We start from the raw sequence: 14,903 nt of genomic DNA, 5'->3' as shown, positions 1-14,903 counted from the left end.
GTCTATCAACAGGAATAGGTATTAGAAATTATGCTTATAAATGCAGATAAACAGATGATTGCAAGAGATTTGAGGTTACCCGGCTTAGTTGTGCTTCTAGACAGAGAATTATTACTAGAAAAAATTCAGCAAATTCCTCAATTGAAACATGCGCTGAATGCTGAAGTGCAATATTTACGCTACAAACCCGGCAATAGTTGTGCTTGCACAGTAAAAGTGGAATTTAGTGAGGGTAAAGCCAGCTACTATTTCGTTAAAGCCTTGACAAAAGCTCGTTTTGAAGAGTCATGGAATCACCCGCAACGACAAAAATTGATCCAAGAAAAAGATCCGAATGCACCTTTGGCGATCTTTGAACTAAATATTATGTTTTTACATCCGGCTTATGATCGAGGTATTCGCCATTTAGGTTGGTTGGTCGATGCTAAAGCTCGCCAACGTTTGTTGGCTCGGAGCGGGTTTTCCGAAATAGAAAATGGAGAATTTGAGATTGACATCCTGCGCTATAAACCTGAACGCAGGCTAGTGGCATGTATTCGTCAAGGAAAAAACGCTTTAGCGGTTATTCGCTGTATTAATCCGAAGGACTTCGGAAAAGTACTAACGGGAGCGACATTCGGTGCTGCGCAAGGGAGTATTAAATTATTGAATACAGACGGCGCACACTGTACTTTAGTCACCAATTGGCAACAGGGAATAAGTTTGTGCCCGGAAGACGGTATTTTGCCTTCTAAAGATATTATTGCTGAAGTGGCAAAACTACTTGCTTCTATACATGGTACGAGCTATCGACATCCAATTGAATATAAACATCAACATGAAATTAAATCGATACAAGGTGTATCGGAAACCTTCAGACATATTTTGCCACAATATTCAGCATGGTTTGATTCCTTAACCGAGCGAGTTACTCAGCATATCAACGCTCAGTCGGAACAATTTACTCTGATTCACGGAGATTTTTCGTTAGACCAGATAGTGTTAAATCAATCAAAGCAGACAGAATGCAAATTGGCGATATTAGATTGGGATCGTGCGGCAAATGGTAACCCGTTATTAGATTTAGCAACTTTTCAAGCCCGATTGGAGTTGCAAGTCATTGAAGGAGTCCTTGCTCGTTGGCAAGCTGATGAACTGTTACAAACATTTTTAACCGCATACCAGCAAGAGACTGCGTGCAGTTTAGACGGTTTAGATTTCTTTGTTGCTTCAGCGATGCTGCGTTTAGCGGCTGAGCCGTTTCGTAAACGCGGAGCTATGTGGGATCAATATAGCTTACAATTACTTCAACGAGTTGAACAAGTTATTGCGAAAGTCACAGTACAGTCCGAGATTATCACTGAAACTATCCAAGATTTTTCCGCCGATCCGTTGTTATCGACTTTTCTGGATCGTGACGAAATGCAACAGCTACTGATGAGAGCGTTACCGGAAACGGAACACGGTGAATTAGAAAGCATAAAACTAAGGCGTTACAAAACTCACCGTCGTGCATTGATTGACTACGTGATTAATGGTAAGCAAGGAAAAATCGGTGTCATTGGCAAATATCGTAGTAAAGGCCTGGATAAACGTTCCTACCTTGTTCAACAAGCCTTATGGAATGCTGGTTTTAACCATAATGCCCCCATTTGTGTGTCACAACCTTTAGGTGTATTAAATGAGCAACATATGTGGTTACAACGTCGGGTAAGCGGATGGAATATTGGCGAATTACTATTTCCTGAAAATCAACGTTTAGCTTTTTTAGGTGAAGCAGTTGCCAATGCTTTGATTACCTTACATCAGAGTAACGTTGCGCAACAACAAGGCTTGCCGATTTGGACCGCCGAACATGAAATGCAAATTCTTCGTGATCGTCTGAATCAAGCACAATCCTTGCTGCCTCAATGGAAGGAGCGTATCGCAGTGATATTAAGCAGCTGCGAATGTTTAGCGCAAAGCTTACCACCAATACCATTGGTTTCGGTACACCGAGATTTTTATCAGGATCAGGTTTTGGAATGCGACGGACAGCCCGGTTGTATGGTTTTACTTGACTTAGATCTGTTCTGTCAAGGTGTGCCGGCTCTTGATGCCGGGAACTATCTTGCCCATATTCAAGAGTTTGCTCTTCGCCGATATGGCGATATTGCTGCATTGGAAAAACATCAAAATGCCTTTGTTCGGCGTTTTTTAGCAGCAGATGGCGTCACTCAGTACGATATTGAGGTGTTTATCACACTGTCATTAGCCCGTCATATCTTTATCAGCACACAGTTTAATGATCGCCGTCATACAACGGAGAGTTTAATTGCATTGTGTGAACAAAGATTAGGGCTAACTCAATAAAACGTATTTTTTAAGTTAAACATCCAATATCCCAATGTAATACGAGAGGAAATGTATGAAAATTACAGTGGTAGGTGCCGGTTATGTAGGTATTTCCAATGCAATTTTATTGGCACAACAACATGAAGTGACCTTATTAGATATAAGTTTAGAAAAAGTCAATATGATTAATAATAAGATTTCACCTCTTCAAGATAACGAAATCAGCGAATATTTAGCGACTAAAAAGCTGGATTTACACGCAACGATTGATGCATCGGAAGCTTATATCGGAGCAGAGTATGTCATTATTGCGACACCGACGGATTATGATCCGATCACCAATTATTTTAATACTAATTCGGTAGAATCCGTGTTAAGAGCTGCAACTGAACAGAATTCGCAAGCATATCTGATTATTAAATCGACGATTCCTGTCGGTTTTACTCAAAAAATGCGTAAGCAGTTCAATACCGAACGCATTATATTTTCACCGGAATTCCTGCGCGAAAGTAAGGCGTTGTATGATAATTTGCATCCTTCACGTATCGTTGTGGGGGATACTCATGAAGCGGCAGCAAAATTTGCTCATACTTTAAGGGACTGTAGTTTGAAACCAAATGCTCGAATTATTTTAACCAATCCGACAGAAGCTGAGTCGATCAAGCTGTTTGCTAATACTTATTTGGCATTGCGCGTCGCATTTTTTAACGAGTTGGACTCTTTTGCTGCAACATACAACTTAGATACCAACCATATTATTGATGGGGTATCAGCAGATCCACGTATTGGCTCGCATTACAATAATCCGTCTTTTGGTTATGGCGGTTACTGCTTACCGAAAGACACTAGACAATTGCTAGCGAACTATGAAAATATTCCACAAAATTTAATCAGTGCCATTGTACAGTCGAATACGACCCGTAAGGATTTTATTGCCGATGATATTTTGAAAAGAAATCCTTTTGTTGTTGGTGTATATCGTCTCACAATGAAATCAGGCTCGGATAATTTCCGTAGTTCGAGTATTCAAGGCGTGATGAAACGGATTAAAGCCAAAGGCATTCCAGTAATTATTTATGAACCTGAATATCAAGAAAAAACATTTTTCAATTCACCGGTGATCAATGATTTGGAAGAATTTAAGCGAAGAGCAGATATTATTGTGGCAAATCGTGTAACAGAAGAGATCGAAGACGTTATCAAAAAAGTCTATACCCGCGATATTAAAGGTAGCGATCTATAAACGGTTTCAGAAAATCAACAAGCGGTCTGAATCGACAAAAATTTTGTCCACTATGCCGAAATTTGCAAATTTTTTGCCGTAACAGACCGCTTGTAATAAGGGGAAAATAAAAACAGCCCGCAGAGGGCTGTTTATTGATAGGATGGAATTATTCACTGAACGGCTCGTTGAAACGTTCGATACGTGCGCCTAATTTTTGTAGTTTGGATTCCACATTTTCATAACCGCGGTCGATGTGATAAATACGATCAACAATGGTTTCGCCGTTTGCGATACAGCCGGCAAGGACAAGACTGATGGACGCGCGTAAATCGGTTGCCATCACTTGTGCGCCGGAAAGCTGTTCAACACCGTGGCAAATGGCGGTGTTGCCCTCAATTTCCGCTTTAGCGCCCATGCGAATTAATTCGGGAATGTGCATAAAGCGGTTTTCAAAAATCGTTTCTGTGATTTTGCTGGTGCCGCTGGCAATGACGTTTAATAGCGTAAATTGCGCTTGCATATCGGTTGGAAAACCCGGGTGAGGCATTGTGCGTATATTTACTGCTTTCGGGCGGAAACCAAGAGAATCTAAGGTGATGGTATCTTCGGTGACATCAACTTGCATACCGGCTTCGCGCAGTTTTTCGATCACCGCATCTAAAGTATCCGCTTTGGTGCCGCGACAAGTGATTCGACCGCCGGAGATTGCAGCGGCAACAAGGAATGTTCCTGTTTCAATACGGTCAGGCACAATGTGATGTTGACAACCTTGCAGATGTTCAACGCCTTCAATGGTGATCATATCTGAGCCGGCACCGACAATTTGGGCTCCCATTTTATTTAAGAATACGGCGGTATCGACGACTTCCGGTTCGCGTGCAGCATTTTCAATAACGGTTGTGCCTTTGGCTAGAGTGGCCGCCATCATGACCGATAAGGTTGCGCCTACACTGACTTTGTCCATTAAGATGCGCGCACCTTTTAAGCGGTTGGAAACGTCAGCTTTTACATAACCTTCGTCAAGAGTGATATTCGCGCCCATTTTTTCTAAACCGGCGATATGCATATCAACAGGGCGTGCGCCGATGGTGCAGCCGCCCGGTAAGGAAACCTGACCTTGATGGAAACGAGCTAATAAGGGAGCGAGTGCCCAAATAGAGGCTCGCATGGTTTTGACTAATTCATAAGGAGCAACGTAATGGTTGATTTTGCTTGCGTCAATTTGTACTGCACCAGTGCTGTCACGTTCTACAACCACACCTAATTTACGTAGGATTTTGAAAGTGGTATCGACATCTTTGAGATTAGGTACATTAGTTAGGGTAACCGGTTTCTCAGCAAGAATTGAAGCAAAAAGAATAGGTAACGCGGCATTTTTAGCGCCGGAAATATCAACGGTGCCGTTTAAAGTAAACGGACCGTGAACACGAAATTTTTCCATTGGAGATTCCTTTAGTTATTAATGGAAAATTGAAAAAGGGCTTCAACAAGCGGTCGGTTTTTGTCGATATTTTGCAAATATCTACGCCGATTTTCAATTTTCTATCCGAAAATTAGCCCGGCATATTTAACAGGCGTTCTTTTTTCCACTGCTCGGTTGTGAAGGTTTTGATCGTTAATGCGTGAATTGCATTGGTTGCAAAAAATTCGGTTAACGGTGCGTAGATCATTTGCTGTTGTTTGACTTTAGAAAGCGAGGCAAAGGCATCACTGACGGCAATGACACCGTAGTGTGAATTTTCGCCTTGGACATAAACTTCGGTAAGATCGAGAGTATTTTTTAAAATCTCTTCAATTTGTTTTGGTTCCATTTGTTTTTATTCTCGTATTATAAAAATTGTTTAAACCATTCCGATAAGTCAAATACTTCCGCTAAACTGGTAACCGTTTCGGGCGGACTGATGACGTGGTTACGGTTTTTTTGTTGGTAGTGGTTAAGCATTTCAGCTAATAGAGTAAAACCGGCTGAATCAATCGCATCCAGTGATTTGAGATCCCAATAAATACGTTGGTTTGCTTTTGGCGATAAAAAAGAAGCACGTTGCTTCCATAATGGAAACAACGTGTCGCGGGTGAGCTTGCCATATATTTGGACTATCAGGCTTTCATTATTTTGCTGAATGTTCCATTGTAATGGTTTTTGGCTGTGCATAAAGAATTATTTGCTTAGAGTAATTGGTTGTTTTGCTGATTGTGCAACTTGTGCTGTAAGGGCATCGATCCCTTTTTGGCGTAAAATACCGCTCCATTCGTTCTGTTTTGTCGCTACCATGCTCACACCTTCCGCGGCCATATCGTATGCTTGCCATTCGCCGGTTCTGCTGTTTTTACGCCATTTAAAATCAAGTTTAATCGGCTGTGCATTGCCGGATTGCAAAACATTTACACGGATACTGACAATGGATTTGTCACCAACGGGTTTTTCACTTTCAATTTGCACTTGCTGATCGCTGTATTGAGTTAACACCTGTGCATAAGCTTGTTCGATAAATTGACCGAAGGCAGTAAAAAACGCTTCGCGCTGTGCTTCCGTTGCTGAAGATAAGTTTTTACCCAATACGAGCTGTCCTGCATATTTTACATGAATATGTGGCATTAAGTCGTTACGTACGATGGTACGTAAATAATTCGGATCTTTTTGGATTTTACTTTGATTCGCTTTGATGTCACCGAATAATTTATCTGCCGTTTGTTGCATTAATACATAAGGACTGGTTGATGCCAATGTGGTTGTTGAAATCAATGTAGAAAAAGCAACAACACCGGCTACAAGTATTTTTTTAAGGGTTTTGATCATATAAAAACTCCATATGTAAGGTGGATTATCGCCCACCAAGCTTATTTAATTGGTGAGCATTATTACTCACCTGTGGTTATTCCGCTTTAGGTTCTGCGGTATCTTCGCTTTTGTCAGATTTCTTATCGCCATATAAGAACTGACCGATTAAATCTTCCAATACCATAGCCGAATTGGTATCGACAATGGTTGCTCCGTTTTTGAGTATTTCCGTTTCTCCTTCAATCATAAAGCCGATATTTAGCGCAATATATTGTTCGCCAAGTAAACCTGCGGTTTTAATTGAAAGTGAGCTTGTGTCCGGAATTTTATTAAACTCTTCGTTTACAGCAAGTGTTACCTTCGGAGTATAAGTTTTGGAATCTAATTGAATTTCCGAAACCCGACCGACTACGACACCGCCTACTTTAATCGGAGCACGGACTTTTAGTCCCCCGATATTATCGAAAGTTGCATAAAGAGTATAAGTTTTTTCGGATGCAAAACCTTGTACGTTTGCAACACGCAAGCCTAAAAAGATGAGTGCTCCTAAGCCGAGAAGTACAAATAATCCTACCCAAAAATCATATTTAATTGATTGACGCATTTTGTTTCCTTTTAAATCATCCGCCGAACATAATCGCGGTTAATACAAAGTCTAATCCTAAAACAACCAGTGAAGAGTGTACTACTGTTCGGGTTGTGGCTTGGCTGATTCCTTCTGAAGTCGGTGTGGCATCGTAGCCATTGAAAAGTGCAATCCAAACAACAGCGAATGCAAATACAAGGCTTTTGATAAAACCGTTGAACAGGTCGTTGACAGTAACGGTACTTTGCATTACCGACCAAAAACTACCCGAATCAACACCTTTCCAATCCACTCCAACCAATGCTCCGCCCCAAATACCGATTGCGGTAAATATGACAGCTAAAATCGGCATCGCGATAATTCCCGCCCAAAAACGAGGTGCAATAACTCGTCTTAGCGGATCAATCGCCATCATTTCAAGGCTGGAAAGCTGCTCGGTTGCTTTCATTAAGCCAATCTCTGCAGTCAGAGCAGATCCAGCCCGACCGGCAAAGAGTAAGGCGGTAACAACCGGTCCTAATTCTCTTAATAATGAGAGAGAAACGAGTTGCCCTAAACTGGTTTCTGCCGAAAAATCAACCAAAACGACATAGCCCTGTAAACCAAGTACCATGCCGATAAATAAGCCTGAGAGCATAATGATCAGTAATGATTGTACCCCTAATACATAGAGCTGTTTCACTAATAACGGTGCATGTTTACGAATATTCGGTTTACCGACTAAAGCCCCCCATAACATAAAGCTGGAACGACCTAATGCACGAATAAACCGAGTAACGGGAGCTCCAAGTGATGAGATAAAATCATTCATTGAATAGCTCCTCCGTATATTCTTTGGCTGGGTAGTGGAATTTTACCGGACCATCCGTTTTACCGGATAAAAATTGCACGACTTGCGGATCCTGACTGGAACGTAATTCGGACGGTGTTCCCTCGGCGATAATACGTTTATCCGCAACAATATAAGCATAATCTGCGATACTTAATACCTCTGTAACATCATGTGATACGACAATGGAGGTAAGATTGAGGGCGTGATTTAACTTTTTAATTAAGTCAACGATGACGCCCATGCTGATAGGATCTTGTCCGGTAAACGGCTCATCATACATGATGAGATCTGGGTCTAACGCAATCGCCCTGGCAAGCGCCGCTCGACGAGCCATACCACCGGATAATTCAGATGGCATAAGTTGTGCGGCTCCACGAAGCCCTACGGCTTCAAGTTTCATTAGCACTAGTTTTCTAATGAGCTCTTCAGGTAAACGAGTGTGTTCGCGAATAGGAAAGGCGACGTTATCAAAAGTAGATAAATCCGTAAACAACGCACCGGACTGAAATAACATTCCCATGCGTTGACGAATTTTATAAAGCTCTTTATTTGACGCAGTACAAACATCTTGACCGTCAAATAAGATCTCTCCCGATTCAGGGATAATTTGACCGCCAATTAAACGTAGTAGGGTCGTTTTGCCAATCCCTGACGGCCCCATAATTGCGGTTATTTTACCTTTCTGTACGCGTAAATTGAGGTTGTTGTAAATTACCCTTTCTCCCCGTTTAAAGGTAAGGTTTTTTACTTCAACAAGATTTATGGTTTCACGCATTGAATATTTTTGTCTCTTATTCTAAATGAGCTCGGGATAATCCGTTAGGATAACGTGAATGTCAAATTATTTAATTTTATTTGACAAAACGATTTCAATTCAAAAAGCATATTGAAGTCATATTCAATATGCTTTTTTATTGAATTTATCATTGAGCGTAGGTAATTACTTTAATGACTTTTTTGACACCACTGACATGACGAGCAACTTCGGCTGCCGCATTAGCTTGGGTTTCCGATAGATTTCCCATCAAGAATACTTCACCGTTTTCAGTAATCACTTTAACCTCAGTGGTTTTAACTTCAGCATTGACGAGTAATTTTGATTTAATTTTAGTGGTAATCCAGCTGTCTTCGCTAATTTGAGCTACGCCAATTTTTTCACCGATACGAATTTCGTTATATACCATTGATACACCTTCTACGCCGGCTGTAACACTTTTGGCTGCATCTTTAACGGACTCATTAGGTGCCTGCCCGATTAAAAGTATTTTTCCGTTATAGGATACAACACTAATTCGAGCTTCCTCTTTGATTTGTGCATCTTTATTTAAATTATAAGCGACTTTTTCTTCTAAGGTTTCATCATCTAATTGACGACCCGCAGTACGCGGATCCGTCGCTACTTTGGTTGCAACGGCAGCTCCGCCAACCACTGCAGTGGCAAGACAACCTTGTAAAGAAACAAAAGTCATTGCAAGTAGGCTTGCTAAGCAAACACGTTTAATGATTTTTACCATAATAAAGAGCTCCTTTTATGTTAATGGGAAGCAGGGTTAAACAATAAATTATCGACTAATTCACAAAGTAAGTTAACGCAAAATTGATGCCCTTCGATAATTCGCATTTCATTAATCGAGGGCATTTCAATTTCAAGATCATTTTCTTCGAGTAAGCCTTTAGTGTGGTCGTTTAGACTACTGGTAAAGGCGAAAATTTCTAAATTTTCGTTATTTGCACAATGAATTGCACTTAATACCGCTTCTTCATTACCAATCGGAGAAAATGCAATAAATAAGTCGCCTTGTTTGGCAATAACTTGAAGCTGTTTTTTGTATATTTGTGATAATTCATTATCTTGATTTAAACATCCTACAAGCATTCCGTCGAATTGTAACAGATGCGCGGAAAGGCTTGGGCGAGCTAAATCATATCGGTGCAATAGGTTACTTACTAATAATTGAGCATTTGCATAGGAACGTCCATATCCACAGACAATAACTTTATTACCTCTTAACAAGCAAGCCGCGATACGGTTTGCGGCTTCATTCAGGGTTTTGGGTAATAATTCTGCGGTCGCTATTTGAATTTGGATACTTTCACTAAAGCGATCTTGTATTTTTTGTAACATACTATCCTAAAAAATTCTTTATCCACAAAGGCGGATCATTTCCTTCAAATACAACAACATCAAAGCGGCAATCAGCCGTCTCTAGGCTTTGATTTCGCTGAGCCAACCATAAGTTTGCCGCTTGCAACCACTTTTTTTGTTTTGAATAATTAATACTTTCCAATGCAGAACCGAAATGGGCGTTTTTACGCTGACGAACTTCAATAAATACGATGGTATTACCTTGGCCCATAATCAAATCCAGTTCACCGCATTTAAATGATTGGTTTTGAGCAATAAAGGACAACCCCTGAGCTTCTAGAAAAGCTTTTGCCTGTTGTTCAAAGCGTTGCCCTTGTGATCGCATAACTAGTTTACATTTACGATAGTACCGCTACGGTATTGTAGCCACGTCATTTCACGTTCAATGTTACAGTTCGGGCCTGCGCTTAAAATACCGGTTAAGCCGTAAACTTTATAACCCGGAATTTGGCGAAACTCGTTAAATTTGTTGGCAATAGACCAAGCATCTGAACCCATTGCATATAAGCGCATCATTGAAAAATCACTTTCGGCTAAGCTTTCGGCCTTTTTATATTCCTCTGAGGACGGATCAGAAAGTAGAGGTATTTCACTGAATTTTACTCCTTCCATCGTCATACGGAATTCCGGTCCGTTATTCGGTGAATTACTACGAGAGGATGTATAAATCGGGAATTGGTTTGCCAAACTGGAATTATCAATGCCTTGTTTTAATTCAAGTAATTGCTCTGCACTACCCAAAGCATAGAGCGCACTACCTTGCCCTAACCCGGCATTCTGTAGCGAGGCAGCAATATCTAACGGTTGGTGATAATAACGGATATCGGCATCTTTATCCGTTAATTGACGCCAACGTTGGGCGAAGGCATCTGCAGAACGTTGACCGAAATCACCTTGCGGAGCAGCGACAACTGCATAAGAAATGCCGTCTTGATAGAAACGATCCGCTGCGGAACGGGCTTCTGCTTCAGGGGATAATCCGTAGTAACAAACTTTCGCAACGGCTCTTACACTTGGTGTAGAATTCAATGCTAATACATTGATATTGTTAATTTCAGCGCTAGTAAGCATTTCATCGACGCGCGATTTTAATAACGGGCCGATAATCGTTTGTGCGCCGTTTTGTTTGGCTTGAGATAATAACGATTCAACAGGAGCGCTATCCGTGTCATAAGTTTGTACCGCAATAGAATCTGCTCCTTTCGCATCATCAAAGCCACGTTTGATAATTTCTCCCAAAACTTTTGCATCTCCACTGAGAGGTAAAAGTAATGCAACTCCATTAAGCTGAGTTTGTTGGAAGTTCGTGACATTCTGTAATTCGGTAGGCAGTATACGTGCGGCAGTATGGTTCGGATATTGTCGCTTCCAATTCTCAATAACTTGCGACAATTGTGCCGGATCCGACATATTTTGGTTATAAGCAACAACTAATGCCAACCAACCTGCCAGTCCCATTTCACCCGGTCCCGGCGTTGCTTTTTCCAGCATACCGCGGTTGGCCTTGCGTAAGGTTTCCCAGATTTTGTCATTATTTTCTTGGCGGGCCCGATTATCCGTAATGTAATTATCCATTAGTGAGCGTGCTCTCACCGTTTCGATGACATCTTTTTGGTTTTCTGCGATACGGGCTTGAGTTTGATAAGCGCGTAACATTTGTGATTGGCTGAGCTGACCTAACGGTAAACGCAATAAGAGATCACGCGCTTGTTGATTATTTCCTTGTAATGCGGCTAATTGTGCGGTTAACAAATTATATTCTAAACGTTGGTCGTCATTGAGTTTGGCAATATTAAGGTCATCAAGGGTATTTTGAGCCTCAACCATTTTGTTTTCATCAATTAACTTACGGATAGCCAATAGGCGGTAGCTTTGCTGATCTTCTAATTTTGTGCTCTGTTCCGCTTTATTAATATAGAATTCAGAAGTCGCGTAGGCTTCTCCTTTTAATGATTCTGTGACTTGATTTGTGAAGAAGCTGCTGCCGCTACACGCAGATAAAAAAAGGGCGATAGCAGTCGGAACGAAAACAGCCTTCATTTTTTGGCTAAAGGTGCGAGTTTGTACTAAAATAGTCGACATTTTTATAACTCCATTACGGAAATTGAAAAATTCTATGAATGGGGGTGATCTTACTTATCAAATAACTGAAAAGCAAATGAAAAACGGATATAACAGCAATCAACAAGGGACATTATATATTGTCGCCACCCCTATCGGAAATTTAGAAGATATCACGCAGCGCGCTTTAAATACCTTTCAGCAAGTTGATTTAATCGCTGCGGAAGACACCCGCCACAGTGGATTATTACTCAGCCACTACGGTATTAAAAAACCGTTTTTTGCGTTACACGACCATAATGAACAACAACGCTCAGCCGTATTGGTTGAGAAGCTTCAGCAGGGCAGCAATATCGCTTTAATTTCCGATGCCGGCACACCGCTTATCAGCGATCCCGGTTTTCATCTTGTCCGTGATTGCAGACAAGCAGGAATTAAGATTGTTCCTATTCCGGGTGCTTGTGCGGCAATTACTGCATTATGCAGTTCGGGTATTGCCTCCGATCGTTTCTGTTTTGAAGGCTTTCTGCCCGCAAAAAGTAAAGGGCGTACGGATAAATTACGTGAATTAGAAAATGAATCTCGCACCTTAATTTTCTATGAATCAACCCACCGTATCTTGGAAACCTTAAAAGACATGCAAAGCATATTGGGAGATGACCGTTATGTCGTCATGGCGCGAGAATTGACAAAAACTTGGGAAACCATTCAAGGCGATAAATTGATTCACCTGATTGAATGGCTGACTCAGGACAGCAATCGCATTAAAGGGGAAATTGTGTTAGTGGTGGAAGGTAAAACGCAACAAGTCGATGCTGAAATTTCGGCACAAGCCGTTCAGCTACTGCGTTTATTACGTGATGAGCTTCCGCTAAAAAAGGCTGCGGCAATTGTGGCGGAATCCTTTGGTTATAAGAAAAACGCCTTATATCAATATGCGTTGGAACATTTTAAATTCTAAGCGTGTAACAAGCGGTCGGTTTCCGCTATTATTTTGCAAATTGAACACCCACCGTTCGGTGGGTTTTGCTGTTTGACCGTCATTAAACGCTTAAATCTGCTTCATCGCCACGGGTTTGTAACCACTGCTTACGATCTTCCGCGCGTTTTTTGGCAAGGAGCATATCCATTAATTCAAACGTATTCGGCTCATCATCTTGCTCATCATTCTCTGTTTCTTCAAATGTCAGTTGTACTAAACGGCGGGTATTCGGATCCATCGTGGTTTCACGTAATTGACTCGGATTCATTTCGCCCAAACCTTTAAAGCGCTGCACGTTCGGTTTGCCTTTTTTCTTAGCAAGACGCGCTAAAATGGCTTCTTTTTCATTTTCATCTAACGCATAGTAAACATCGTCTTTGCCGATATCTATTCGATAAAGCGGAGGCATTGCGACATAAACGTGCCCGTTTTTCACGAGGTTCGGAAAATGGCGTAAAAACAGTGCGCAGAGTAGGGTTGCAATGTGTAAACCGTCCGAATCCGCATCGGCAAGGATACAAACTTTACCGTAACGGAGCTGACTGAGATCATCATTATCGGGATCGATCCCCATTGCGACGGCAATATCGTGAACCTCGGTAGAGGCAAGCACTTGATCCGGCGATACTTCCCAAGTGTTGAGAATTTTACCGCGAAGCGGCAGAATCGCTTGATATTCTTTATCACGCGCCTGTTTCGCCGAGCCACCGGCGGAATCTCCCTCAACTAAAAACAGCTCGGTACGACGGAGATCTTGCGAAGTGCAATCCGCTAATTTGCCCGGCAGAGCAGGACCGCTGACCAATTTTTTACGCACCACTTTTTTTGCTGCACGTAAACGGCTTTGCGCCGAACTAATTGCCATTTCGGCAATTTGCTCACCCAGTTGAACGTGTTGATTAAGCCATAAGCTGAAGCTGTCTTTAATCGTATTAGCGACATAGCCGGAGGCTTGGCGCGAAGAAAGGCGCTCTTTGGTTTGTCCGGCAAATTGCGGTTCTTGAATTTTGAGCGACAGTACGTAGGCACAACGGTTCCAAACGTCATCCGCAGTCAATTTTACCCCGCGAGGCAGTAAGTTTCGGAACTCACAGAATTCGACCATCGCATTCAGTAAACCGGTACGCAAACCGTTAACGTGGGTTCCACCTTGCGGTGTCGGAATTAAGTTAACATAACTTTCGGCGATCAATTCACCGCCTTCCGGTAACCAACAAAGCGCCCAACTGACCGCCTCGGTGTCGTTGACTACATCGCCGATAAAAGGCGGATTAGGCAACGATTCATATTCTCTTAATGCTTCGCTTAAATAGTCGGATAAACCGTCTTCGTAATACCAGGTTTCTTGGGTATTATTGATGTGATCGGTAAAATTGATAGTCAGTTTCGGGCAAAGCACGGCTTTGGCCCGCAATAAATGGCGTAAACGGCTGACCGAAAATTTCGGCGAGTCAAAATATTTTGGATTCGGATAAAAACGGACGGTGGTTCCGGTTTGGCGTTTCGGGCAGTTGCCGATTACTTTGAGTTCTTCGATTTTAACGCCGTTGGCAAATGCAATCGTATAAATTTCACCGCCGCGTTTAATCGTAATTTCAACGCGTTCGGAAAGGGCGTTTACCACCGAAATGCCCACACCGTGCAAACCGCCGGAGAAGGTATAGTTTTTGTTGGAAAATTTGCCGCCGGCATGTAGTTTGGTCAAAATCAGTTCCACACCGGAAATTTTTTCGGTTGAGTGAATATCTACCGGCATACCGCGCCCGTTATCAACTACTTCGAGGGAATTATCAGCATGCAAAATCACATCAATTTGGTTAGCAAAGCCCGACAACGCTTCATCGACACTGTTATCGATAACTTCTTGCCCCAAATGGTTCGGGCGGGTGGTGTCGGTATACATTCCCGGGCGGAGTTGTACGGGTTCAAGATCTTTTAAAACGGTAATTTCATCGGCACCGTAGCGTTTTTCAGACATT

15 protein-coding genes are annotated in these 14,903 nt (G+C 41.9%); 3 read left to right on the top strand and 12 right to left on the bottom strand.

Annotated features, from left to right (window positions below; genetic code table 11):
* Positions 1 to 30: 30 nt before the first annotated feature.
* Both ACEYJ7_RS05540 and ACEYJ7_RS05535 read left to right on the top strand, forming a co-directional pair.
* Positions 31 to 2,331 carry a phosphotransferase gene (locus ACEYJ7_RS05540; protein WP_373778089.1) on the top strand — a complete coding sequence of 767 codons (2,301 nt, stop codon included), beginning with the start codon at positions 31 to 33 and terminating at the stop codon, positions 2,329 to 2,331.
* 55 nt (positions 2,332 to 2,386) lie between these two features.
* Entirely contained in the window at positions 2,387 to 3,556 is a 1,170-nt protein-coding gene (locus ACEYJ7_RS05535) for a nucleotide sugar dehydrogenase (RefSeq protein ID WP_373778088.1), read from the top strand.
* Positions 3,557 to 3,704: 148 nt separating this feature from the next.
* On the opposite strand, the gene murA is transcribed toward ACEYJ7_RS05535, so the two are convergent.
* From murA to ACEYJ7_RS05480, 11 genes are all read right to left on the bottom strand, one after another.
* On the bottom strand, positions 3,705 to 4,979 hold the full coding sequence (gene murA / locus ACEYJ7_RS05530; protein WP_373778087.1) for a UDP-N-acetylglucosamine 1-carboxyvinyltransferase: 1,275 nt from the start codon (positions 4,977 to 4,979) through the stop codon (positions 3,705 to 3,707).
* A gap of 112 nt (positions 4,980 to 5,091) precedes the next feature.
* On the bottom strand, positions 5,092 to 5,349 hold the full coding sequence (locus tag ACEYJ7_RS05525; RefSeq protein ID WP_373778086.1) for a BolA family protein: 258 nt from the start codon (positions 5,347 to 5,349) through the stop codon (positions 5,092 to 5,094).
* 17 nt (positions 5,350 to 5,366) lie between these two features.
* A complete protein-coding gene (locus tag ACEYJ7_RS05520; RefSeq protein WP_373778085.1) occupies positions 5,367 to 5,690 on the bottom strand; it encodes a lipid asymmetry maintenance protein MlaB in 324 nt (107 codons plus the stop codon).
* Positions 5,691 to 5,696: 6 nt separating this feature from the next.
* Positions 5,697 to 6,335, bottom strand: a complete 639-nt coding sequence (gene mlaC, locus ACEYJ7_RS05515; protein ID WP_373778084.1) for a phospholipid-binding protein MlaC — start codon at positions 6,333 to 6,335, stop codon at positions 5,697 to 5,699.
* Positions 6,336 to 6,411: 76 nt separating this feature from the next.
* Positions 6,412 to 6,921: an outer membrane lipid asymmetry maintenance protein MlaD gene (gene mlaD, locus ACEYJ7_RS05510; protein ID WP_373778083.1), complete on the bottom strand. Its 510-nt coding sequence runs from the start codon at positions 6,919 to 6,921 to the stop codon at positions 6,412 to 6,414.
* 16 nt (positions 6,922 to 6,937) lie between these two features.
* Positions 6,938 to 7,714 (bottom strand): lipid asymmetry maintenance ABC transporter permease subunit MlaE, encoded by a 777-nt coding sequence (gene mlaE, locus ACEYJ7_RS05505; protein WP_373778082.1) that lies wholly within the window; start codon positions 7,712 to 7,714, stop codon positions 6,938 to 6,940.
* Entirely contained in the window at positions 7,707 to 8,510 is an 804-nt protein-coding gene (gene mlaF, locus ACEYJ7_RS05500; RefSeq protein WP_373778081.1) for a phospholipid ABC transporter ATP-binding protein MlaF, read from the bottom strand. The genes mlaE and mlaF overlap by 8 nt, the downstream gene beginning before the upstream one ends.
* A 148-nt stretch (positions 8,511 to 8,658) precedes the next feature.
* Positions 8,659 to 9,249, bottom strand: coding sequence for a division/outer membrane stress-associated lipid-binding lipoprotein (gene dolP / locus ACEYJ7_RS05495; RefSeq protein WP_373778080.1), 591 nt, complete (start codon positions 9,247 to 9,249; stop codon positions 8,659 to 8,661).
* A gap of 20 nt (positions 9,250 to 9,269) precedes the next feature.
* A complete protein-coding gene (locus ACEYJ7_RS05490) occupies positions 9,270 to 9,860 on the bottom strand; it encodes an SIS domain-containing protein (RefSeq protein WP_373778079.1) in 591 nt (196 codons plus the stop codon).
* Position 9,861: 1 nt separating this feature from the next.
* Positions 9,862 to 10,206: a YraN family protein gene (locus tag ACEYJ7_RS05485; RefSeq protein WP_373778078.1), complete on the bottom strand. Its 345-nt coding sequence runs from the start codon at positions 10,204 to 10,206 to the stop codon at positions 9,862 to 9,864.
* 2 nt (positions 10,207 to 10,208) lie between these two features.
* A complete protein-coding gene (locus ACEYJ7_RS05480; RefSeq protein ID WP_373778077.1) occupies positions 10,209 to 11,963 on the bottom strand; it encodes a penicillin-binding protein activator in 1,755 nt (584 codons plus the stop codon).
* 76 nt (positions 11,964 to 12,039) lie between these two features.
* Between ACEYJ7_RS05480 and rsmI the strand changes: the two genes are divergently transcribed.
* The gene (rsmI, locus tag ACEYJ7_RS05475; RefSeq protein ID WP_373778076.1) at positions 12,040 to 12,903 is read left to right on the top strand and encodes a 16S rRNA (cytidine(1402)-2'-O)-methyltransferase; all 864 of its coding nucleotides are present in this window, start codon (positions 12,040 to 12,042) and stop codon (positions 12,901 to 12,903) included.
* 82 nt (positions 12,904 to 12,985) lie between these two features.
* On the opposite strand, the gene parE is transcribed toward rsmI, so the two are convergent.
* Positions 12,986 to 14,902, bottom strand: a complete 1,917-nt coding sequence (gene parE / locus ACEYJ7_RS05470) for a DNA topoisomerase IV subunit B (RefSeq protein WP_373778075.1) — start codon at positions 14,900 to 14,902, stop codon at positions 12,986 to 12,988.
* Position 14,903 lies beyond the last annotated feature (1 nt).

Origin of the sequence: Glaesserella sp. (assembly GCF_041814905.1) — a bacterium.
In the GTDB taxonomy this organism is placed as follows: domain Bacteria; phylum Pseudomonadota; class Gammaproteobacteria; order Enterobacterales; family Pasteurellaceae; genus Glaesserella.
The sequence above is the reverse complement of the archived record's forward strand: the minus strand, read 5'-3'. Positions and strand labels throughout refer to the sequence as shown.